A 23,723-nucleotide genomic window follows, 5' to 3' on the forward strand; every position below is an offset into this window, starting at 1 on the left:
GTCATCTCGCAAAATGGGCTTGTAAATAATTGCGGTTTAGAAACAAAAAAGTTAGTTAACAATCGCCACCCTGGGAAAAATCCAGATAACTATTTGTATATGTTCACAATAAAATATCAGTGTTTATATTTTTCAAACAATTTATTTTTAACGAACTTACAACAAAATAATATCATGTTCGCTACCTTGCTCAAACCCTTCAAGTTCGGCAGGAATGCGTAATAAGCCTTGTGCTTCGACTAAAGTTTTGACTAAACCTGATTTTCCTTGAAGAGGATAAGCGAGCAAGGCGTTTGAATCTTGTTCAAAACGCACTCTAACATAATCTTCTCTCCCTTGACGAGAGGCAACGTTTCTTGCAAGAATAGCTTTACGAGTTAGCCTGTTTTCAGCCTTAAACGCCTTTAAATCTCCTGATAAATGGCGTAAAAAAGGAAGAATTAAAATATGCATGACTACTTGCGCCGAAGTAATTTGACCGGGTAAACCAATAATAGCCTTGACTCCTTTTGATGTAACGATTTTCGCAACAATCAAGGGTTTTCCCGGACTCATCGCCACACCTTGCACCAAAATTTCGGAATTTGGCAAACCGGCAAGCAACTCAACCGTATAGTCATGTGTTCCAACAGAACTTCCTCCCGATAAAATCAAAACATCATGCGAGTTTAAGTTATCTAAAACAGCCGAACGTAAGGAGTTAAGGTTATCAGGCACAATTCCAAGCTCTTTGGCTTCTGCTCCAATAGAGTTAACCAACGCAACCAAAGCCGGACTATTTACATCTCTGATTTGCCCTACTTTAAGTGGTTGACCTGCGGCAACAAGCTCATCTCCCGTGGATAAAATTCCCACTTTTGGTTTTTTATAAACTTTCGCTTTCATTAAACCAAGGGCAGCCATAAAACCAAGTTCCTGCGGACGCAACAAAGTACCCTGTTTTAAAATACATTCGCCTTTTTTAGCGTCTTCACCTTGTAACATTATGTTATCGTTTGGAGCGAGCGAACGGCGTATTTCAATAGTTCCCGCCCCCATATTTTGGGTATGTTCAACCATAACAACCGCATCAGCACCAAGAGGCAAATAACCGCCCGTTACAATACTTGCACACTCACCGGACTGTAATGTAAAATCAGGCACTTGAGCTATTGCAATATTTGCAACCTCTTCTAAATAAGCCGGGTTTGACTCGCTTGCACCAAAAACATCTTGAGCCTTAACCGCATAACCGTCCATCGAAGAACGGGCAAGTTTAGGTAAATCTTCGCTCGCATAAAGGTCTTCCGCCAAGTAACAAGTTAAAATATTTTTAAAATCATCTTCAACAAAATCAAGTTGAGGAAAAGTTTCCAAAATATTTTGACATGCCTGTACTGAAATTACATTAAAAAAAGTTTTTTTCATAAAATATAACCCTAAATATCTATAATTTTAACTGTTTTATCTTTATTATATAAGCTAAGAATAGAACAAAAATAAGTTTCAATAAAACTAAAAAACATCACTCTTTACCCAAGCTTTTATAAATCAAAAAATATTCTAGTAAATCCTATAGTTACGGAATCTGTAAAATTGTATATAAATACGGCGTAAAAGGAGAATAATAAGTATTTATACAATACATAAAACCAATAAAAAACAATACAAAATTTATTCCCGTTACAAACAATAGATTTTTCAAAAAATCTTTCAAATATAAAAAAATTACACCGCAAATAGCTCAGTGGATAAATAACGTTCTGCGGAATCACAAGCAATAAACACAATTGTTTTATGTAAATCTTTATAGCGTCTAGCTAACTCTAAAGCCGCAAACATATTGGCTCCGCTTGAAATTCCCGCTAAAATTCCTTCTTCCAACATAAGCCGTTTGGCATATTCAATAGCCATATCACTCGGCACGGCAATAACATCATCAAGCAAGGAACGGTCAAGAATACTTGGAATAAACCCCGCACCTATACCTTGAATTTTATGAGGTCCTGCTCCTTTGCCTGATAAAACAGCAGATTCCGCAGGTTCAACAGCAACTATTTCTATATTGGGGTTAAGCTCTTTTAAGCGTAAACCAATACCGCTAATTGTTCCGCCTGTTCCTGCTCCGCTAACAAATATATCAACCTTTCCCTCGGTATCATGCCAAATTTCCTCTGCGGTGGTTGAATAATGAGTCATCGAATTGGAAAGATTATTAAATTGATCTAACATAACCGCATTAGGTATCGCTTTAGTCAGCTCTATCGCCTTATTAATAGCACCATTGACACCATGTTCCGCCGGAGTCAAAAATAAAGAGGCTCCTAGCCCTTTCATTAAGATTTTACGCTCATTACTCATATGTTCGGGCATAACAATAATCAGCTTATAACCTTTAAGAGAGGCAACAAAAGCAAGCCCTATCCCGGTATTACCACTTGTCGGTTCTACTATTGTATCACCAGGTTTTAAAAGTCCTTTTTTTTCTGCGTCTTCGATCATGCCAAGTGCGATACGATCTTTAACGGAATTAGCCGGGTTATAATATTCAAGCTTAGCAAATATCTTAGTTTGATCAAGACCTTTTGATAGTTGATTAATCTGAACCATAGGTGTTTTACCAATAAGCTCAAGCATATTATTATAAACAGCCATGAATACTCCTGAAATATTTATATTTTTTAACCAAACTTTAATCTGATTATCAACTTAATATAAAACTTTAAACGAACTCTCTAAATTAGCCTATCAAAAATAATATTATAAACCTTTCTAATATCTAACGAAACTTGCAAACGATAACGTTTTTGATCGCCATCGCCCAAAGTAAAAAGATCAACCAAATAAGTTGCCACTTCATAAAAATCGTTGTTCTTTTTATGACTGAGTATTTCATTATATACTTGGATACGTTCAAGAATCACTTTATTTTGAGACATATCGCTTTGCAAGCGTTCTGTAAAAGACTCAAAGCAATGTTCGGCAATTGTAGGAAAAGATTGTTCCAATGCCAGTTTCCATAAAATAACAGCGAGAGCAAAAAATTCAGTTTTTGCTTTGTTGCGTTTAAAAATATTCCAACGTGAAATATTCAAGCTGTCAATCAACACATGAAAATCAAGCCCTTCAAGCAATAATTGAAAGCGATCTGACAAATCACTGCAATCATAAGAATGACAAACTTCAACGTTGACGCTTTCTTGCATCATTCAACTAAACCCCATAATAGACTAGAAAATATTATAAACACAAAAAACAAACAAAAACAGCTTTCATTACCACAACTTACATCTCAAAGCTGCGTCTCGCAGAGTAGCAAGTTCGTTTATAAAGTGCAAGTCTTTATAAAAAAAGTATGAAAATACCTTTAGCCAAAAATTGTTTTAACCTCTTAGTGCAAGTTCGGCAAGTGCATTTACCGTTGCAGCTGCAAGCGTCGATCCCCCTTTGCGTCCTTTAAGCGTTAAATAGGGAACTTTATTTTGTTTGCATAAAAACTCTTTTGATTCAGAAGCGTTAACAAACCCCACGGGCAAGCCAATAATTAAACGAGGCAAATTATCTTCCGACGTTTCGTTAATAAGCTCAACAAGACGAATTAAAGCTGTCGGTGCGTTACCTATTGCCCAAATAACATTTTGATTTTTTTCAATCTGTGTTTTTTGCCAAGCAAGCTCAACCGCCGCACAAGAACGAGTAGAGTTTAACTCTTTCGCTCTTTCAACCACCTGAGGCAAAGATAAAATTGACTCAACTTTAACATTTAGGCGATCAAGGCGAAAGCGAGACATACCAACCTTTGCCATTTCTGTATCGGTATAAATGATACAAGCACTTTTCAAAGCGTTAATTCCCGCTTTAATCGCAAGATCAGGCAATTCCAAGTGGTTCAAAATATCAAAATCAGCCGTGCTGTGTATAAGCCTTCTGGCTATTTCCCATGCCGCACCCTGGAAAGGTTTTGGGTTTACTTCAGAGTCAATAATGGCAAAAGAAGCTTCTTCTATAGAACTTGGAGTGGTAAATGGTTGAAATTTCATCATAAAAAACTACTTACTTATATATTAAAAGATTATCCGTCTCGTTAAACAAAAAATCATACAACATATTAAAAAACATCAGTTTTTTTACACAATTGCACAAAATTTTCCGCAATATTGTCTTTTTCATTACACATTAAGTGCATAAAACCACCTGCATTATACGTTCCGCTTTTAACACAAGCTACAATCTTTTTTTCTTCTACTTGAGTTCCGTTATAATTTGTTAAAGCATATAGAGGTATAAAACCAAGTGGAAACTCAGTTTCCAAAACTTTGGAATAATGAAACAAGTGTCCGCTTAAACAGCTATTTTTTTGAGCAACAAGAGTGGAATTTTTAAACTCGGCGTTTACATAGCCAAGCCCCTGACGCTTTTGTTCAAAAGAAAAACTTAATGGGAAATAATCGGCGAACGAAAAAAAATCTTTGCCTTGAATATAAAGACCTTTTCCCAAATAAATAAATCCGCCGCCTTCTGCCCAAACAGAAACGCCGTTATTTAACGCCTCGTTAATACTGTGTAACATATTTATATTACAGCTTAAATCTTTTGCATGCTCTTCGGTATAACCACCACCAAGTAACAGGGCATCAAGGTTATGAGGAATGTTTTTATCATTGAGCGGAGAAAAAAATTCCAACTCTGCCCCTGCTTTCATTAAAGCCTGATAATTTAAAGCATAATGGAAACAAAATGCCTTGTCTGCGGCTATTCCTATTCTCACTTTATCTTTATGAATTTTTTCCACAGGCTTTGAACCAAGACAAGACAAAGAAGTTTTGGCTCTATCATCTTTTTCATCTAAGTTTTGAGTATATTTAAACCGAGGTAAAGATTGAACAAAATCAATAAGATTAATTTCTAAGTGTGCTTCAAGCCTATCAGCTAATAAATCAAAGTAACTTTCTTCCGCAACAGCTTCAAAATTTAACCCTAAATATCGAGATTTAAGTTCAAGCTTTGACTCTTTAGGAATAAGAGCCAATAACGGAATATGCGGACAATAAACCTCAAAAGCTTCTCGAATCAGTTCTTTATGTTTTAAGCTTGCAACTTTATTGACAATCACCCCTAAAAAGTTCAATTCGGGGTCAAAGTTGACAAAACCTTGAACCATTGCTGCTATCGAATGTGCATACGAGGCTGCATCAACTACCAAAACAATAGGAATATTAAGGATTTTCGCTAAAAAACCCGCCGACCCTCTTGGAGAGGAAGAAGACTTTGCACCACCATAAACACCGTCAAACAAACCCATTGCCGCTTCAACAATATGTACGGAACCAAGCTTTTGCGTTTGGTTTTCAGGTTTTCTTTGAAAAGGAATAAGTCCGGAAAACAAGTTATCTGCAATCTTTGTTTGCGTTCTTTCTGAATAAAATACCTGCCTGCAACTATCTTCAGACATTAAACAAGTGTCCAAATTATAGCTTAAATTAGCCGAGGCAAAATAATGTAAAAGCGGATCAATATAATCAGGACCAGACTTAAAACCAAACAGTTGAAAATTTCGACGCTTTAAGGCCGTCATAAACGCCAAGACCAAGCTTGTCTTGCCACTGTTTGTGCTTGTGCCTGCTATCATAAAACCCGAAAAAAAATCCGAATTTGATCCACAGGCTTTTTGTGAAACATTCATAAAATAAGTATCAACTAGTTAGATTTAGAGAAAAAATATTATTTATTAAAAAATGCCGTAATAATTTCAGCATCACCCTCAGTAGCGACAACAGACAGGGAATTAGCCTGAGAACTACATTCAAACACACCATTTTTTAAAATCACTTTGCCTGCCGAAACCACTGTTGAATAAGGAAGTTGTTCTCTCATTTCTTCGTATTCAACTTTATCGGGAAACAAAAATGGTATTGATTTTCCTGAAAAATCTTTAAAAATCATATAACGCATACGGCTCTCTTATTTCATTAGGTTAAATTTTTTTGATTACCCAAACAACTCTTCCAACAATTTCCCAGTCTTGGTCTTTGGTCTGCATTTTAAGACTAATATCTTGATAATCAAAGTCTCTGCAATCACTTCTAAACAATAAACTTTTAGGAGTCTGGAAGAAACGCCTTAAGTATAAAGAATCTTTCACCTTTAGTAAATAAACTTTATCATCAATTAATTCAACATCTTGCATATCAACAAGACAGGTATCTCCCGGACTAAATACCGGAGACATAGACCGTCCAAAAACAGAAAACAAACATAACGCATCAAGATTAAAACAAGCTTGCTGTATCCAACCAAGATTAAAAGGACATTCAACTTTTGAAATATGCTCACCATTAAGTTGTAAAAGATGATTTTCAATTGGTACAGTCGAACTTTTTTCTACACTCGGCATATATTTTTCTTTATGATTGTCAGCGTCAAATCCAAAGTAAGAGTTTGATATATTTTTATTTTTATCTGATGGCTGTGTTCTTTTTTTGTCTTTTCCACCAACGTGGCGTTGTAAAATATCATAAATTGTTATCATGTTTAAGCGTTTAGGGTGTCGGCTACCTTTTTTCCAAGCATAAATAGTACGCTCGCTTACCTTAATCAAGTTGGCAAACTCTTTTATTCCGCCGACAACACTGATTGCCTTATCTACCAACTCCACACAATTCATACTCTCAAACAAGTTACTTTTATGAGAACCAAGCTCTTTTTTGCTGATATTAATATACTGCATACTTAATCCTTTATATATTTATCGCCTAATACAATACCATACAAATTCATCACAACACCTAATATTAATATTGTTATATAAGTATCTTAATTCAAACACCTAACAGACCACAACAGAAAAATAGTAATTTGGTTTTATAACATTTTTTACAATTAAAAAACACGCCACACATATAAATAAACAAATACTGAGAAAAAAATAAATCAACCTAAACAAAGCAAGAATATCAACAAAAACATTTTTGTACAAACACAGAGATTAAAGCCTTAATTTTATTAATTCTTTTAATAAATAAAAAAAATACAATAAAAAACTTGACCTTTTTGTACAAAAAATGACATATATGTTCAGTCAATAGATATAGCTTAACATATTAAAATATAATTTTCTAGATTTTTTTTATAGATTTTGTTCACGGTAATTCACAAATAACACATTATTATAGCAGGAGAAAAACATGAATAATACATCTAACAAAAAAACAGACGAAAATAAAATATTAGTGCGCTCAGTTAATCAGTTTGGAGATGAAATATTACGAGAATCTAACGCTAAAGGTGCATATTATAACGTTATAGAGGTAAAAGAACACCAGCTTTTATTAAACCTTTATTACGCTTGTTATACATCTTGTACACAAAACAACGAACATTTTCCCAAAGAACCGTTAAGCGCCCTAAAAGCCTGTAATCGTTTTTTCGCAGGAGAAATATAATGCAGGTCAAATGCCTTCACTGTTCCGCCGAATTTACCACAACGCCAAAAAAATACCTATCCGGGAAAAGTGTTTACTGTTCAAAAGAATGCTATAGCCAATCTCGAAAAAAAACAACAATAGTATACTGTAAATTATGCGGAAAAATTTTAAACAATCAGAAGAGAAAAAGCCGCTTATACTGTTCTAAATCTTGTGCGGCTCAAGCCAAATTATTGAACGGAAATATCAAAAAAAAATGTCGTATGTGCAATAAAATTTTTTACGGCAAAAATATTACAGAGCTATTTTGTTCTGCACAATGCAATTATTTATTCAATAATGGAACAGAACCTCTCGCCCCTGTCTTTATCGTTGAAGAAACGGAATATTTTCGCCAACCTGACCCTAATCTTGGCTTTTAAATAAAATTTATCCAGCACATTTTGTACAAAAATTATTTACAAGCTTTCTTTTTTGTTTCAATAAAACGCAACATAAAAGCATCTAACAAGCTATAACAACTTATAAAAAAATAAGGAGATTAAAAATGAACAATCATCTTTTTCAACAGCTTGGTTTAAAGCAAAATAGGGAACATACACAAACTCGCCTAGTATTGGTTGGCTTATCAAATATTGCAAAAGCAGTAGGAGCAGGAGAAGGCACAATTAGACGTTGGATAAAAAACGAAGGTTTTCCCGCAAAGCGTTATTCCGACGGCATATATCGGGCAGAACCCGAAACAATACGTCATTGGTTTCAACAATATGTCGACAAAGAAAATAATATTCAAAATTAATTTGTTTTATAAAAAATCATTTTTTGCAAACGAAGATAACCATCAAAGAATTATATCTTAATTATCACAAATCCACAGCCCCTTAATCTCGTTGCACAATCAAAAAAAGCCTGATATTATTTTAAAACTTTCAAATTATCTTGCAATGCAACTTAAACAAAATATCTTATAAAATGACCTACAGCGAAACTTTTATAAAAGCTTTTACCTTAATTTTTAGCCTCGAACCCGAAACAGCCTCGGCTATTATAGCCACGTTGTTTAGCTCTTCTTTGGCTATGCTGATTTGTACTTTATTGGGTTTACCCTTGGGCTTTTTGTTGGGTTTTTATAATTTTAAAGCTAAAAGAACCGTAAAAGCCTTGGTCAATACTTTATTGTCTTTTCCTACCGTTGTAACCGGTTTAATTGTATATATGCTTTTATCAAACGCCGGTCCGCTTGCTGCCTTAAATCTTCTTTTTACAGTATACGGAGTCAGTATAGGCTTAGCTATTTTAGGGTTGCCACTTATAGTTTCTTTAACCGCAAACGCCGTTGAAACTGCCGATTCTCGGCTACGTCTTACAATTTTAACATTAGGGGCAAACCCGACACAAACCCTTTTTACTTATATTTGGGAGTTACGTTTTAATTTAACTATGGTTCTTATTGCTACCTTCGGAAGGCTCATTTCCGAAGTAGGAATAGCCATGATGGTCGGTGGAAATATCAAGTGGCACACCCGAACAATGACTACAGCTATCGCCTTGGAAACGGGAAAGGGCGATTTCGCCACGGCTTTGGCACTTGGAATTGTTTTATTATTCATCGCTCTAATTATCAATATTGCCATATCGCTATTACAACTTAAAGATAAAGAACAAATAAAAATATAATTATTATTTTAATAACATACGGAGTTACAATGAATACACATGGTTTTGAGCTTATTTTTGAACGCAAAGTTCCTGAAATAAACAGTCTTGCTCGTTTATGGAAACATAAAAAAAGCGGAGCTGAATTACTCTCTCTACAAAATAGTGATGAAAACAAAGTTTTTGGCGTTACCTTTAGAACACCGCCAAAAGATAGTACCGGAGTACCACATATTTTGGAACACTCTGTTTTATGTGGCTCAAAAAAATATCCGGTTAAAGAACCTTTTGTCGAATTGTTAAAAGGTTCTTTACAAACTTTTTTAAACGCTTTTACTTACCCCGATAAAACTTGTTATCCTGTTGCTTCTACAAACCTTGCTGATTTTTACAATCTGGTTGATGTATATTTAGACGCTGTTTTTTATCCTCGCATCAGCGAAGATATTTTTAAACAAGAAGGTTGGCATTTGGAAGTAGACGAAAAAACCAAAGATCTTTCATATAAAGGCGTTGTTTATAACGAAATGAAGGGCGTTTTTTCTTCTCCTGATAGCTTGCTTTCTCGTCAGGCCCAACAAGCCCTTTTCCCCGATACGCCTTATGGAGTTGAATCTGGCGGAGACCCTGAAAATATTCCCGACTTAACTTATAAACAATTTAAAGAATTTCACGAAAGTTATTATCACCCAAGTAACGCTCGCTTTTATTTTTGGGGTGATGATAACGAAGATAAACGTTTGGAACTGCTTGATAATCTTTTAAAAGAATTCAATATTCAAAGCGTTGACTCTCATATTCCGCTACAAAAGCACTTTAAAACGCCTCGTTTAATCGAATCTTCTTATGCTGTTGAACCAGATAACGCAGACAACAACAAAGCCTTTGTCTCAATGAACTGGCTTTTAGCAAACACTAGCAACTTGGAACTTAATTTTGCCTTAAGAATGTTAGAACATATTTTGCTCGGCCTGCCCGCTTCTCCTCTCAGAAAAGCCTTGTTGGAATCAGGTTTGGGTGAAGATGTAATTGATGACGGTTTGGAAACCGAACTGCGTCAACTTTGTTTTTCGGTGGGCTTAAAAGGTATAGATCCAAACAAAGCCTCCGAGGTCGAACTTTTAATTATGGACACCTTAGCCGAACTCGCCGAAGAAGGAATAAACACACAAGCCATAGAAGCCGCTTTTAATACTATAGAATTTTCTTTGCGAGAAAAAAACACAGGGCGTTTCCCCGTTGGTTTAGCCGTTATGTTACAAAGCTTAACTAATTGGCTTTATGACCAAGACCCGCTCGCTCCTTTGGAATATGAACAACATCTAAATAAAATCAAACAGAAACTAAACAGTGATCCTCGTTATTTTGAAGGGCTTATTAAAGAGTATTTTTTAGAAAACAATCATTATGCTACTGTTTTACTCTTGCCTGATACAGAATATCTAAAACGTGTTCAGGAAAAAGAAGAAAAACGCTTAAAAAAAATAGCGGAAAAACTTAAAAGCCAAGACCTGGAAAAAGTTGCCAAAGACGCCGAACACCTGAAAATACTACAGGAAACACCGGATAACGAAGCCGATCTGGCGAAAATACCAAGATTGAGCGTAGCCGACCTTCCTTTAAAAAACAAAGAAATAGTTATTCAATCACAAAACGACAGTAACATAGAGCTTTACTTTCACCCACAACCAAGTTCAGGGATTGTCTACTTAAATATCGCTTTTAAGCTGAACGGCGTTAAAGCCGAACAAATTCCGCTTTTAACGATTTTAGGGCGGGCTTTAACCGAAATGGGAACAAAAAAACGCTCATTTTTAGACTTTAACCTTGATATAGCTTCAAAAACAGGCGGAATAAACGCCGGTGCAAGTTTCTTTACCAACTTAAACAACAAAGCACAGCAACCATATTTTATTGTTTCAGGCAAAGCAACTTTAACCCATGTTAAAGAACTCTACGCATTAATCGAAGAATTATTAACAGAACCAAACTTCGATGATGCCGAGTTGCTCGGGCGTATGCTCCTTGAAGAAAAAGCCAAAGAAGAACATTCCTTAATTCCATCAGGACATATCGCTGTTTTAAATAGAGTTAAAGCCGGATTAAGCACTCAAGGCTGGCTTGAAGACCAAGCCTCTGGTCTTAGCTATCTCTTTAAATTACGTCAGATGACCAACAATAACCCAACTAGCTTAGTCAATAGCTTAAAAGAATTATTACAAACTATCTTAAAAACACCGGGAATGGCGATAAACATCACCGCCGAAGCAGAACAAAAAGACAAACTTACAACAATCACAAGAGAGTTTATTGCCAACCTGCCAAAAACAAAGCAAAACTTGACGCTCGACAACTGGACAAGTGAACAGCTTCCGACTCAAGAAGCCCTGCTTGTTCCGGCTCAGGTAAATTATGTTGCCAAAGGTTTTGATTTATTTAAACTGGGCTATAAATATCACGGTTCAATGCAGGTTATTCTTAAACACCTGCGTACTTCATGGCTTTGGGAAAAAGTCAGGGTGCAAGGCGGTGCTTACGGTGCGTTTTGTACTTTTGACAGGGCTAACGGAGTTTTTGCTCAGGCCTCATATAGAGACCCTAACGTACCGAATACAATAAACGTTTTTGATGCATCAGCGGAATATTTAGCAAGCTTAAAACTTAGCCAAGACGATTTGGCAAAGAGTATTATTGGTGCAATTGGCGAACTTGATACTTATCTTTTGCCCGATGCCAAAGGTTACAGCTCTTTTATCCGCACATTAACAGGCGATAATAACAGTTTAAGACAACAAATGCGTGATGAAATACTCTCTACGACCAGTAAAGACTTTAACGCATTAGGCGAAATCATGAAAAGCGTAAAGACAAGTCATACGGTTGCCCTTGGCGGAGAAGAAGTAAAAAAACTTGCCACGGCTCAAAACTGGATTCAAACCAAGGTCTTATAAACAAATATAAAACCCCCTTCTAGTAAAATATCCCCCGGCGTAGCCGGGGGTATTCTTATTAAAAAAGACATGGAAAAAATAAAAATTCCATGTCTTTTTTTAATAAAACAACCTCTAACTATCTCAAGGCCTTAAGCTAATTACTTACGGCTACTTTATACACTCAACAAACTCTATCAAACCGCTTAAGTCTTCAGCACAAACTTGGTTTTGAGCTTTAAAGTGTAACCCTCTTCCATAAAAAAGAGTTCCGACTATATTTGCGGCATCAAGGTCAGTTTGGCTGTCTCCAACCATTAAACAATCTTGAGGCAACAAACCGCTTTGTTTAACAATATTGCCAAGCAAGGTCGCTTTATCGGGCGGAGAACCCAAGACACTAACAAATTTATCATAAATGCCTTTATGTTTTAAAACCTGACCAAGCTCATTATGAGGAGCCCCTGAGGCAACATAAAGCGGAATTTTTCCATAAAAATAGTCTAAAACTTTTTCAAAACCGGGAACAAACTTAGAATTTAAAACTTGAGTTAAGGAAATTTGAGCAAATTCCTCCGCCAAACTATTCAACTCGGCTTGAGTAATTTCTTGTTTTAAAACTTCTTTAAAAAGCCATTCAAGTTTCTTTAAACGGCTGACTCCTCCGTGTAAATGATGATAGTCTAAAAGAGCCTTTGAGGCTTTTTCGCCCCAACGTTTTGATAAAATGGCAAAAGCCTCTGTTTTAGCCTCAACGCTTTCTGTTATCACACCATCACAATCAAAGATTATTGCTTTAATGCTCATAATTTATAAAAGTCCTTGTTCTTTGAGTCCGCTGATTAAATTATTTATGGTTTGATTTTCCATATTAATACGAGTTTCTTTGGCATAAGAACCAACATGCGGCAATAAGATTACGTTATTTAACTCGGTCAGAGGCCCTTTATAAGGCTCGGAAGAATAAACATCTAACGCCGCACCGGAGATTTTTCCGTCTTTAAGCTGTTTACATAATTCTACTTCGTCGATTAAACCACCACGAGCACAGTTAATTATATAAGCACCTGTTTTAATATGTTTAAACTCGTTAACGCCCAAAACAGGAACGCCGCTTTTACCCTTAGAACAATGTAAGGTAATGATATCAGACCAAGCAAGCAAGGCATTTAACTCTTTATAAGAACTATCGTCTTTAACAAAAGGATCATAAAAAGCAACTTCAACGCCCAAGGGTTTAAACGCCGCTCCAACAGCACGCCCGATTCTGCCATATCCGATAATACCAAGTTTTTTGCCTTCCAAAAGGCTTCCCATACGCTTTTTCCAAACTCCCGCTCTTAACTCTCTATCCATAAATGAGACTTGTCTAAACAAATCAAGAGCTAAGCCTAAGGTTAATTCAACCACCGCACGAGTCGGAGCATCAGGCGTACTTTTTACAACAATGCCAAGCTGTTCTGCTTTTTTAATATCTACGCTGTCCATTCCCACACCACAACGCGAGATAACTTTAAGCTTTGGCAACGCCTCTAAAACTCTGGCGTTAAGAGGTTCTGTTCCTGCGGCAACCCCAACACAATCTTTTAACAATTCAATAGCTTCATCTTCGCTAAGTTCGCGACCATGAGGATTTAAAACTATTTTTAAATTGTTATTTTTTAATAATTCCAAAGGCTTATTGTCATATTGGGCAAAAGATGACGTTGTTATTCCAACCTGCATAAAAAAACTCCATATTTTTATTTAATAAAAATCATGATTCTAATCAAAACTAAAAAAATAATTTTATATCATCAACTTGTTTTAATAGTTAATATTAGCGAATTGCACACGACTTAGCAAGTTTAAAAAAAATAACTGTCTCTAAAAGTCAAACCAACAACTAAGCATTTATATAAAGACATAAATACATTTTAAATTGCTAAAAAAAATATTTTATACTATAATTATGAATATTTTGGATATTTATATTAACTTAATTTGAGACTAAGATACTAAGGATATAAAATGTATAAATCACTTTTAGTGTTATCACTTGTTTTTTGCTTTATTTTACCTGCCAATGCGGAACAAGAAAAAATCTGGCGTATAGGTATTGATTCTCCTTATCCTCCTTTTGCATATGAAGATGAAGAAACAGGAAAGCTGACGGGCTTTGACGTTGATATTGCTAACGCTCTTTGCCAGCAAATGAATATAAAATGTGATATCCAAGTCATTCCCTTTGACAATATTTTACCGAAGCTAAAAGACGACACTCTTGATATTGCCGTAGCAGGTCTGGGAACAACCCCGGAGCGTTTAAAATCAGCTTTGTTTACAGATAGATATTATCGCTCATACAGCATTTTTATCGGAAAACAAAAGACTATAACAATCTCAGCTGAAAACCTAAAAGGTAAAAAAATCGGAGTTCAAATAGATAGCCTTCAGGAAGAATACATTAAAGAAAACTATAAAGACGTTGTTGAAATCATCAGAATGAACAGCATCATCGACTTAATTCATGCAGTACAAGAGTCAAAAATAGACCTTGCCTTTGTCGATGGTCTTCCGGGCTATTCCATACTTAAAACAGAAGACGGAAGTGGCTTATCTGTTGTCGGCGGGGCGATAGAACTAATAACAGGCGACTCTTTAATCGCCGTCAATAAAAGACACCCCGAGATGGTAGAAAAAATTAATCAGGCAATTCAAGCCTTAAGGCAAAACGGCGAATATGACAAAATTAACAGAAAGTATTTTGACTTTAATATTTACTAACAGCTTAAAATAAATTTTAATACAAAACTCATTAAATACAGTACAATATTTTTGGCTGTATTTAATTTATTTCAATAAGTTATTTAGGATATTAATATTATGAATAAAAAAGCACACAAAAATATAAAGTTCAGTAGCATAAGCTTTTTAGTGTGCATATTTATTTTTATGGTAATCGTTATCGCCGTTGTTGGCGGAAGAGAGCTACAAAATATCCAAACAATTAACGTTATTACAGACCAAATAAAAAAAACGAAAGTAATAGAGTTTGTTGAAAGTCAAAAAACCCTCTCTAATATTGCCAACCTGCGTCGTTTAATTCAAGTTATTTTTGAAACCGAAAACCCCAAAGCCAGACGCAATGCCCAGCTTGATGCACACGCTTTAATCAACGAATCAGTTTTCATGGTAAACCCTAAGTTGAAATCAACCTCTCAACAAATTTCTACTGACATTGAAAAGCTTATAGAGTTAAAAGAGTCTATAAACAACGACAAGGCAAAACTTGAAGAGCTTATTTCATCATATAACCTTAACTTAGCAACTCTTTTATATTATATAACCAATCAACCCGAAGCCTATAATATCTATTTAAACAGCATTAAACGCTTGTCTTCAAAAAGACAACAAGATATCACAAGCCTCTTATATGATATATTTCTAAGTATCGAATCACAAACGAACGACCCCAACCAGTTAAATATGTTTAGCATGACAAATGAAAGCATAAAGCAAATTGGTCTAAAAAAAAGTTCATTAAAACCAATATTGTTTCAATTAATATTATTCACCTCAGATATTATCGAACTTAATCGCATTCAAAATATCTCACACACAATTATTGCAAGCTTTGAAAATGATACTCATAAAGAATATAAAGGAAAAAGTGTTAGAAGCATAATTCAAGAAACAGAACGTAGCTTCTTCAACATGCAAAAACTGGAACAGGCTATCGCCAAAGACGTTAATAAAGCTCAAAAAATATGGCAAAAAATAGATTTTGAAGTAAGAACATTGCGAGATTCGGTCAGGACTGATTCTGAAAACTCTATTGTTTCTTCTTTAAGTTCAATAAACGATACTGTAAACAAAAGCTATTTCATCTCAATAGCCATGTATTCTTCTTTAGTTTTATTATTTTTCTTTTGTTTTATTGTTTTCTATATCTTGGTGGTTCAACCAATACGCTTAACAGCCCAAAAACTCTTGGATATAAAAAAAGGGAAACTCGATACCACCATTCCGCCAATATATATTAAAGAAATATCAGAAATTGCTCTTTTATTAGAAGACTTTAGCGTTCATCTTTCAGAGTTATATTCACACGCAGACCAACTAGCAGAAGATGTTGCAATTAAACACGACCTCGAAGAAGTCATGCGAGCTGTTTTTAAAGCCTCGTTAGACGGTTATGTTGTTTGGAATATAGAGGAAGTAGAAGCAATAAGCCCGGCAGCTTTAACTTTATTGGAAACCCCAAACGATCACGAGTTTACCAAAAGCTGGCATGATTTTGGCTTTAACCACGACTATTTGCTCAAGGTTTTAGAAGTAGTAAACACACAAAAAGTATTCCGAGATGAAATAACGTTAACTACTGCCAATAATGAAGCTCTTCCTTGTGAAACAACCCACCTTCCTATTGTTTTCCACGCTAAACCTTGTGTCTTAACTTATATCAGAGACTTAAGAACACAAAAACGTAACGAAGCCGCCCTCTTAATAGCTAAAGATCAAGCCGAAGTCGCAACTCAAGCCAAAAGTGATTTTTTAGCCCGTATGAGCCATGAGATCAGAACACCAATGAACGGAGTTTTGGGTTTAACCCATATCGCTTTGCAAAGTTCACCTTCTGAAAAACAAAAAGACTTGTTAACCAAAATCCAATCATCAGCAAAAATTTTATTGGGCGTTATTAATGACATTTTAGATTTTTCAAAAATAGAAAGCGGAAAACTCACCCTTGAAAATACAAGTTTTTCCCTTGAAAATATTTTGAATACAATGCAAGATTTATTGGAACAACAAGCACAAAGTAAAAATATCGGCTTTAATATCATTTACGATAATGAAAAAACAGCAAAAACAAACCTTATCGGCGACTCTTTACGCCTTTCACAAATCTTATTAAATCTAACCGGTAACGCAATTAAGTTTACAGAATCAGGCTCTGTTAATGTTCAGGTGCGTACAATTGAGGAAGACAAAGAAAAACTTAGTCTTGAATTTTCAATTATAGATACAGGCATAGGCCTAAGCCCGGAACAATGCAAAAATCTCTTTCAACCTTTTGTTCAAGCCGATAGTTCAACAACGCGCAAATATGGTGGAACCGGTCTTGGCTTAATGATCTCTAAATTATTGGTCGAATTAATGGGCGGTTCTCTTAATATAAAAAGTGAACTAAATAAAGGCAGTACCTTTTATTTCACCATAACCTGCCTTAAAGATAACCAAAAAGTAAAAGATGCTGAAATCGTTAACCAAGAATACGATGAAAACCTGTTACAAGGTAAAAAGTTGCTTGTAGCAGAAGATAATATGATCAACCAAGAAATTATAGAAACCTTGCTTGAAGCTTTTGGAATTAAAGTAACACTGGCGGATAACGGTCAAGAAGCCGTTGAGTTTGCCAATAAAGATACTTTTGATTGTATTCTTTTAGATATACAAATGCCTGTTATGGACGGATTAACGGCGACAAAAAACTTACGCAACTCAAGTGTTGAATATCTAAAAACCGTTCCTATTATTGCAATGACCGCACACGCCATGCAAGAAGACATTAAAAAGAGTATGGAGGCGGGAATGAACGACCACCTAACCAAGCCGATTAATGTCGCGGAATTAAAAAAATGTTTAATGCGTTTTTTAAAGTAAAATAATCAAAATAATACACATGGCATAAAACTGATTAAAACACAAAAAACACTCATTTTACAGGAAAATTAAATTTTCCTTATTCGTGATTTTTGAAGTGTCTTTCTAGCGAAAGCCACTTTGAGACTATTGTGCAATAGCCTCAACCAATTAATGTCGCGGAACTAAAAAAATGTTTAATGCGTTTTTTAAAGTAAAATAATCAACTGGCGATACATTACAGTATAGAAACCTTGCTTGAAGCTTTTGGAATTAAAATAACACTGGCGGATAACGGTCAAGAAGCCGTTGAGTTTGCCAATAAAGATACTTTTGATTGTATTCTTTTAGATATACAAATGCCTGTTATGGACGGATTAACGGCGACAAAAAACTTACACAACTCAAGTGTTGAATATCTAAAAACCGTTCCTATTATTGCAATGACCGCACACGCCATGCAAGAAGACATTAAAAAAAGCATGGAGGCGGGAATGCAGTAATGTTATCAGGCAAAATTTAGATTAACTATAATCAATACTAACGCAATATCATCTTTAATTTATTGTGGAATTTTAATATTTCTACCAATTTTTATATCATTCGCAGACTTAAAATTATTTAATTTTAAAATCGCATCTGTCGTTGTCTTGTTTTTGCGAGCCAAAGAATAAAGGGTATCTCCTTTAACTATTGTATAGCTCTTATTTTTTGTAGTATTATTCGTTTTTAGCTCTGAGTTTGCGTTTGTAGTTTGTTTATCTTTTTTCTTATTTTCTTTTACTGCTGGTTCTTGTTTATCTTGTTTTTTTACTGTTTCAATTTTCTTGGTTTTAGAAGAACTCTCTTGTTCTGATTTAAGCGTTTTTTTCCGTGTAACAGGCGGAACTTCATAGTTGTCGGGCAATTCTACATCACCGGGAATAACTAAGCGTTGACCTATTCTTATAAGCTCATCATCTCGCATTTTATTGGCTTTTCTGACCAGATCCGGCGTTGTTCCCCAAGCGCGAGAAAGAGAATATAAAGTATCACCGCTTGAAACAGTATAAAAACGCCCTTTTGTATTAATTTCTGCAATTGTTCGAGTTTTGTCTTTTTTAGATTTTGAGCTTGCTTCAAAAGCCGGAGTAACATCTAACGTTTCACGCAAAGCAGCTTTACTGCTTGGAACCATAACTATCGTTCCCGCTTTTGGTCTATCGCTTAAATTAGGGTTAACTTTTTTAAGCATAAGAACGGGAACAGAAAACTTTTTGGATAAAGAAGCAACACTTTCACCTTTTTTAACCGTATAATCTTTCCAACCGGCAAAAGCTCTTGACTCTTGACGTTCTAAAAACGCCAAGGCTTTGTCTTTGCCTTCCGATAAAATATAAACTGTGTTTAATTCTCTGGGGTGGCTAATTTGACGCCTAAACGCAGGGTTTAAAAACGCAAAGTCTTCCCAACGCATACCCATGCTTTTAGCTAAACCAACAAGGTCGGTTCCACCTTTTACTTCAATGGTTTCCGTTTTTAACGCCGCATTTGGATTAGGTTTTTTAAAACCAAGCAGGTCAAGATTTTTCATAATCTTACTAACAGCAATAAAGCGTGGTACATATTGTTTTGTTTCATCTTTAAGCTGGGTTTTGCCTTGAAGCATATAATTTTTGCGTGAGAGATCAAAAAAATTGTCTGCTCCGCCTGTGCCTTCCAAAGCACGAGAAATTTTACCCTCGCCCGCATTATAGGCGGCTATCGCCAAAAACCAGTTTCCAAAATCTCCGTAAAGTTTTGTTAAATAAGCGGCGGCGGCTTTTGTTGCTTTATAAGTATCACGGCGTTCATCAATCCAAGCATTTTGAGTTAAACCATATTTTGTTCCGGTATATGGCATAAACTGCCAAACTCCGGTTGCACCAACCCTTGAAACGGCGGTCGGGTTAAAACCGCTTTCAACAATCGCCAAATAAGCAATTTCTTCAGGTACATTATTGTCTTTAAATATTTTTCTAATATGTGGCAACCACAATTCACCACGTTCAATAAAGCGGTCAAAAGAATCACGTTTTTTACGTGTAAAATATTTATAATGTAAAACTACGTCTTTCCAATCTTCATCACTGATTGGCTGTCCAAGTTCGCTACCTGTTCCTAAAACTTGTTTATCAATAGCAGAAAGCGGCGTTTCGTCATCATCAGGTAAATCAGGCACGAAAACAATATCATCAACATTATTGTATCCTGCCTTACGTTCTAAATCGAGAAGATCTTCTTTGCTTTTTTTTGTTGAACAAGCAGCTAAGGAGAATAACACACAAAAAAGACAAATATATTTACAGGTATTTTTACAGCTTAAACCAAATATTTTTTTTAACATTTATATTCTCATTATCTTAAAAAAGATTAATTTTACTTTTTTTATGATTCCTGCAATACTATAAACACAGTTTATGTCTAAAATAATGCAGAATTTATTATTTTGTCATTACTAAAACATAATAAACCTAGCTAACAGCTTAATTAATATCTCACTATACAAGGTCAAAACATGAAAAACTTCGGAACAAAACAAAGACAAAATAGACCAGAGTTCAAAAAATCTCAACAAAATAAACAAGGTTATAGACAATATTCTTCTTCCGACAAAGAAAACCCCAATGATTCTGAGTCTAAAGGCGAAAAATGGCGAGACGATAAACCCTCAAGAAGCTCTTCGCCTCACGACAGAGAACGTCCTTGGCGAGACGATAAACCAACAAGAAGTTCTTCGCCTCAAGAACGTAGCTGGCGAGATGATAAGCCAACTAGAAATGTTTCTTCTCAAGACAGACAACGCACTTGGAGAGAAAATAAACCAGCAGATGATTCATCGCATGACAAAAAACGTGCATGGCGAGATGATAAACCGCCAAAAAGTTCTTCGTCTCACGACAGAGAGCGTAATTGGAGAGACGATAAACCGACAAGAAACTCATCATCTCAAGAACGTAATTGGCGAGATGATAAGCCAACAAGAAACTCATCGCCTCAAGACAGAAAACAAGCATGGAAAGAACGTACTTTTACTCGTAAAAAACCCGAAAGAAATTCTTTAAACGTAGAATATTCAAACCCTGAACAGGCTGACCCTAATCTTGGTTCAGACAACGAAAGTAGCTTTTCTGTTTTTAAAACCCAAAACACAGATAAATTTAATACAACCAAAGCCAAAACAAAAGACAATAAAGAAACAGTTCAAGAACAAGAAGCAGAAGAAGCTATTTTGTTATTTGGACCTAGAGCGGTTTTAGATATTTTAAAGACAGAACCTAATAAGGTTGATTCTGTGTTTGTCTTAAAAGGTAGACGCAGACCGGAACACGAAGAAATTCTTGATTTATGTCGTAGCGGTGGAGTGCGTTTTTCTTTAGTGGACGATAAAACCCTTGAACGTTTATTGCAAAGTAAAAATACGCAAGAAAATCCACAGAATAATAGACAAGTAAGAACGCCACAAAACTTTCGCCATCAAGGTGTTATAGCTAGATTATTCCCAACAGGGTTCGTTGACTTTGAAGAACTCTTGACCAAAACTATAGATGCTGAGTTACCTTTACTGATTGCCCTTGATCAAGTTCAAGACCCCGGAAACATCGGAACTTTAGCCCGTACCCTTTATGCTTTTGGCGGAGCCGGTCTTATTGTTCCCAAACATAATGGTGCTTTTTTAGGTTACGCCGCTTTAAAAGCCTCTGCCGGAGCCTTGGCGATGTTACCTGTTGCAAGAGTCGGAAACTTAAAACAAGCTCTTAAAGAGGCCGAAAAACAAGGTTTTAATATCTACGGAGCAACACAAGACAAAGAGGCTGTTTCGATTTTTAAAGCAAAACTGCATTTACCTGCAATTTTAGTTTTAGGAAATGAAGAAAAAGGCATGAGAGATAGCGTTGAAGCTCGCTGTTTAAACCTAATTTCTATCCCAATGCTCAAAGAAATCGACTCGCTAAACGTCGCACAATCGGGAGCAATTATCGCCGCACAGTTTTTAGCGAATAAACTCAGTTAAACAACGTAATCTAACAAGCTCTAAAAATGTGGTGTTAATACCATCTTTTTAGAGCTCGTTGCAATACTATTATTTTTTATATATTGTTGAGTAATATGAGTTTTATGTAGGTTTATCAATTCGTCTTCTATTTGTCTACTTCCAAATAGATGCACTTGGGATGATTTTCATAAGGCATATATCATCGCCCATTTTGACACTTTTCAATAGCTCAACCATGACCTCACAGCCAAAGACTTTCTCAAAAAGAACTTTGCTGTACCCCGTGGTACATTGACACCAGGTATCCGTATCAAGCTTTTCCACGTCAGCAAGTATCGGACAAGGACAAAATGGAAATTGGAGGTAAAGCTCTCCATTTACAGCCGATAGTCCAGCTGCCTTTGCTTTTTCTTGATTGGCAAATTCATCCAAACTAGCCGATGATTCAAACAATTCTTGTACTAGTGCCAAGTTTTTATCCATCTCTTGTCCACACTGACAATTCATTCTGATATGTTTGACGGTAGGTTTGTCAAACTTGCTCTCTAGCCTGCTCATGGTGGACTTTACCCAAGTTTTATCATCCTCTAAAGAATGTTGCCCTTGTATACCGTGTACAATTTCTGTTGCCGTTAACTCATCGCTTGCTGATTTGACAGCTTTAAATATAAGCTGCTCTTGAATTTTTCTATTATCAGACACCATACCTACTGTAATCCACCTATGTTTAGTAATATTTAATGGTAGAGTTTTTATGCTACCACCTTTTTATTCGTCTCTTTTAATTAAATCAGCCCGTATTTTAAAGATAAGCTTATGAATTGCTTCCGAATCTTCCGTACTACAACAAGGTGCGTGTTGTTCATAGGGGAAATAAATAACATACTGCCCCGCTGTTAAGTTAATAACGTTTGCCAGTGGGTCATGAGAATAAAACGCCACGTCTTTTGCTTCAAACTGATCGTCTAAACTTGGAATAGACGGTGTTTGACTGCAATATATATGGCTTTCTTTTCCGCTCAACAAAACCTGAATATCAATAAAGTCTTTATGTATTTCGCTATTTTTATGAATCTTATCAGCAGTTCTAACTGTGTCTCGAATAACAAAAAAATCATTACCGATAATTTGATGTTTACCATCTGCCAGTTTAAACACATCTTGTGATTCGATAAATTGAAATGCCACATCAAACAGTTTGGGATAAAAGTGTTTGTGTGCCTGCCAGTTATTTAAAAATCCAACAATCATAAAAACCCCCGTCAGTATAAAATAATACGTGAAAACCTTATTTTACGGCACAATCGGCTGGATCGCCTTGCGCCTTATCAATAGTATGTTTTATTGCCGGTAAAACCACACTCAAAGTTTCTTCAACCGCTTTTGGCGAACCGGGAAGGTTAATTACGAGACTTTTACCGATCAAGCCGGCTTTTGCACGAGAAATAGCGGCATGAGGCGTTTTACTAAGCGAAGCCACCAACATAGAAACAGAAAAGCCCGGCAATTCACAATCCAAAACTTTACTCATGGTTTCAGGCGTAATATCTCTCGGTCCTACGCCTGTTCCTCCGGTTGTAATAATCAAGTCATATCTCTGAATTAACGCCAAATCACTAAGCAAAACTCTTAACAACTCGCTTTCGTCGCTTAAAATATAACCCTTTGAATGGCGTAACGGCAACTTGTCTTGTACTAATTTTTCAATAAGAGGTCCGCTTGTATCTTCTCTTTCTCCCTTTGCCCCTTTATCGGAAAGAGTTACAACAGCAAGACTATAACCGTTTTTTTGTATACTTAAAGTCAAAGATGTCGGCGACTCGACCTGAGAATTAAACTGAAAATCAACCAAAATCTCAACCAAAACAACAAGGCGTGAAATATTATCTGAAGCATTATGCCAAATTTTTGCCAAAACTCGAAACAGAGGAATATCCTGAAAAACCAAAATATCTCCTATGCTCGTCTTATTAATCAGCTCAAGAGGGCAATTCACGCTTAAAATATCTTCACTATACGGAACGGCAGTCAAGTAAAGACTGTGTCCTTTAATCAAATTATTTGTCGTGTAACAATAACAATCATACATAAGTT

The 23,723-nt window shown here is 35.7% G+C and carries 22 protein-coding genes; 9 read left to right on the forward strand and 13 right to left on the reverse strand.

Annotated features, from left to right (window positions below; genetic code table 11):
• Positions 1-156 precede the first annotated feature (156 nt).
• The 7 genes from BT999_RS02320 to BT999_RS02350 all read right to left on the reverse strand — a co-directional run bounded on the left by BT999_RS02320 (position 157) and on the right by BT999_RS02350 (position 6,706).
• A complete protein-coding gene (locus tag BT999_RS02320; RefSeq protein ID WP_072696132.1) occupies positions 157-1,407 on the reverse strand; it encodes a molybdopterin molybdotransferase MoeA in 1,251 nt (416 codons plus the stop codon).
• 300 nt (positions 1,408-1,707) lie between these two features.
• Positions 1,708-2,634: a cysteine synthase A gene (gene cysK, locus BT999_RS02325; protein ID WP_072696133.1), complete on the reverse strand. Its 927-nt coding sequence runs from the start codon at positions 2,632-2,634 to the stop codon at positions 1,708-1,710.
• 80 nt (positions 2,635-2,714) lie between these two features.
• On the reverse strand, positions 2,715-3,188 hold the full coding sequence (locus tag BT999_RS02330; RefSeq protein ID WP_072696134.1) for a hypothetical protein: 474 nt from the start codon (positions 3,186-3,188) through the stop codon (positions 2,715-2,717).
• A gap of 174 nt (positions 3,189-3,362) precedes the next feature.
• Complete coding sequence (locus BT999_RS02335) at positions 3,363-4,022, reverse strand: precorrin-8X methylmutase (RefSeq protein ID WP_072696136.1); 660 nt, start codon at positions 4,020-4,022, stop codon at positions 3,363-3,365.
• Between the two features lie 65 nt (positions 4,023-4,087).
• Positions 4,088-5,662: a cobyrinic acid a,c-diamide synthase CobB gene (locus tag BT999_RS02340; RefSeq protein WP_072696137.1), complete on the reverse strand. Its 1,575-nt coding sequence runs from the start codon at positions 5,660-5,662 to the stop codon at positions 4,088-4,090.
• A 38-nt stretch (positions 5,663-5,700) separates the two neighbouring features.
• A complete protein-coding gene (locus BT999_RS02345; protein ID WP_072696139.1) occupies positions 5,701-5,931 on the reverse strand; it encodes a hypothetical protein in 231 nt (76 codons plus the stop codon).
• Positions 5,932-5,953: 22 nt separating this feature from the next.
• On the reverse strand, positions 5,954-6,706 hold the full coding sequence (locus BT999_RS02350) for a S24 family peptidase (protein WP_072696140.1): 753 nt from the start codon (positions 6,704-6,706) through the stop codon (positions 5,954-5,956).
• Between the two features lie 457 nt (positions 6,707-7,163).
• On the opposite strand from BT999_RS02350, the gene BT999_RS02355 reads away from it, so the two are divergent.
• The 5 genes from BT999_RS02355 (at position 7,164) to BT999_RS02375 (ending at position 12,010) form a co-directional block, all read left to right on the forward strand.
• Positions 7,164-7,421, forward strand: a complete 258-nt coding sequence (locus BT999_RS02355; protein WP_072696141.1) for a hypothetical protein — start codon at positions 7,164-7,166, stop codon at positions 7,419-7,421.
• Positions 7,421-7,825, forward strand: coding sequence for a hypothetical protein (locus BT999_RS02360; RefSeq protein WP_072696142.1), 405 nt, complete (start codon positions 7,421-7,423; stop codon positions 7,823-7,825). The genes BT999_RS02355 and BT999_RS02360 overlap by 1 nt, the downstream gene beginning before the upstream one ends.
• Before the next feature lie 125 nt (positions 7,826-7,950).
• Positions 7,951-8,202: a hypothetical protein gene (locus tag BT999_RS02365; protein ID WP_072696143.1), complete on the forward strand. Its 252-nt coding sequence runs from the start codon at positions 7,951-7,953 to the stop codon at positions 8,200-8,202.
• A 173-nt stretch (positions 8,203-8,375) separates the two neighbouring features.
• On the forward strand, positions 8,376-9,080 hold the full coding sequence (locus BT999_RS02370; RefSeq protein WP_072696146.1) for an ABC transporter permease: 705 nt from the start codon (positions 8,376-8,378) through the stop codon (positions 9,078-9,080).
• A 29-nt stretch (positions 9,081-9,109) separates the two neighbouring features.
• Complete coding sequence (locus BT999_RS02375; RefSeq protein WP_072696147.1) at positions 9,110-12,010, forward strand: insulinase family protein; 2,901 nt, start codon at positions 9,110-9,112, stop codon at positions 12,008-12,010.
• A gap of 150 nt (positions 12,011-12,160) precedes the next feature.
• Here BT999_RS02375 and BT999_RS02380 read toward each other — a convergent pair whose 3' ends face one another.
• Together BT999_RS02380 and BT999_RS02385 are read right to left on the reverse strand one after the other, a co-directional pair.
• Complete coding sequence (locus BT999_RS02380) at positions 12,161-12,796, reverse strand: HAD family hydrolase (RefSeq protein ID WP_072696148.1); 636 nt, start codon at positions 12,794-12,796, stop codon at positions 12,161-12,163.
• 3 nt (positions 12,797-12,799) lie between these two features.
• A complete protein-coding gene (locus tag BT999_RS02385) occupies positions 12,800-13,714 on the reverse strand; it encodes a phosphoglycerate dehydrogenase (protein ID WP_072696149.1) in 915 nt (304 codons plus the stop codon).
• Between the two features lie 285 nt (positions 13,715-13,999).
• On the opposite strand from BT999_RS02385, the gene BT999_RS02390 reads away from it, so the two are divergent.
• The 3 genes from BT999_RS02390 (at position 14,000) to BT999_RS02400 (ending at position 18,117) form a co-directional block, all read left to right on the forward strand.
• A complete protein-coding gene (locus tag BT999_RS02390) occupies positions 14,000-14,755 on the forward strand; it encodes a transporter substrate-binding domain-containing protein (RefSeq protein ID WP_072696150.1) in 756 nt (251 codons plus the stop codon).
• 99 nt (positions 14,756-14,854) lie between these two features.
• Entirely contained in the window at positions 14,855-17,635 is a 2,781-nt protein-coding gene (locus tag BT999_RS02395; protein ID WP_072696151.1) for a response regulator, read from the forward strand.
• A 224-nt stretch (positions 17,636-17,859) separates the two neighbouring features.
• Entirely contained in the window at positions 17,860-18,117 is a 258-nt protein-coding gene (locus tag BT999_RS02400) for a response regulator (RefSeq protein ID WP_342741864.1), read from the forward strand.
• 59 nt (positions 18,118-18,176) lie between these two features.
• On the opposite strand, the gene BT999_RS02405 is transcribed toward BT999_RS02400, so the two are convergent.
• On the reverse strand, positions 18,177-19,979 hold the full coding sequence (locus tag BT999_RS02405) for a LysM peptidoglycan-binding domain-containing protein (protein ID WP_072696153.1): 1,803 nt from the start codon (positions 19,977-19,979) through the stop codon (positions 18,177-18,179).
• Between the two features lie 171 nt (positions 19,980-20,150).
• On the opposite strand from BT999_RS02405, the gene BT999_RS12260 reads away from it, so the two are divergent.
• A complete protein-coding gene (locus BT999_RS12260; protein WP_084650558.1) occupies positions 20,151-21,647 on the forward strand; it encodes an RNA methyltransferase in 1,497 nt (498 codons plus the stop codon).
• Between the two features lie 135 nt (positions 21,648-21,782).
• Here BT999_RS12260 and BT999_RS02415 read toward each other — a convergent pair whose 3' ends face one another.
• From BT999_RS02415 to BT999_RS12265, 3 genes are all read right to left on the reverse strand, one after another.
• Positions 21,783-22,334 (reverse strand): DUF6144 family protein, encoded by a 552-nt coding sequence (locus BT999_RS02415; protein ID WP_218587506.1) that lies wholly within the window; start codon positions 22,332-22,334, stop codon positions 21,783-21,785.
• Positions 22,335-22,397: 63 nt separating this feature from the next.
• Positions 22,398-22,880, reverse strand: a complete 483-nt coding sequence (locus tag BT999_RS02420) for a NanQ anomerase/TabA/YiaL family protein (RefSeq protein WP_072696154.1) — start codon at positions 22,878-22,880, stop codon at positions 22,398-22,400.
• Positions 22,881-22,917: 37 nt separating this feature from the next.
• On the reverse strand, positions 22,918-23,718 hold the full coding sequence (locus tag BT999_RS12265; RefSeq protein WP_084650559.1) for a MogA/MoaB family molybdenum cofactor biosynthesis protein: 801 nt from the start codon (positions 23,716-23,718) through the stop codon (positions 22,918-22,920).
• Positions 23,719-23,723: the final 5 nt, after the last annotated feature.

The organism is Desulfovibrio litoralis DSM 11393 (assembly GCF_900143255.1).
GTDB classification, from domain to species: Bacteria; Desulfobacterota; Desulfovibrionia; order Desulfovibrionales; family Desulfovibrionaceae; genus Frigididesulfovibrio_A; species Frigididesulfovibrio_A litoralis.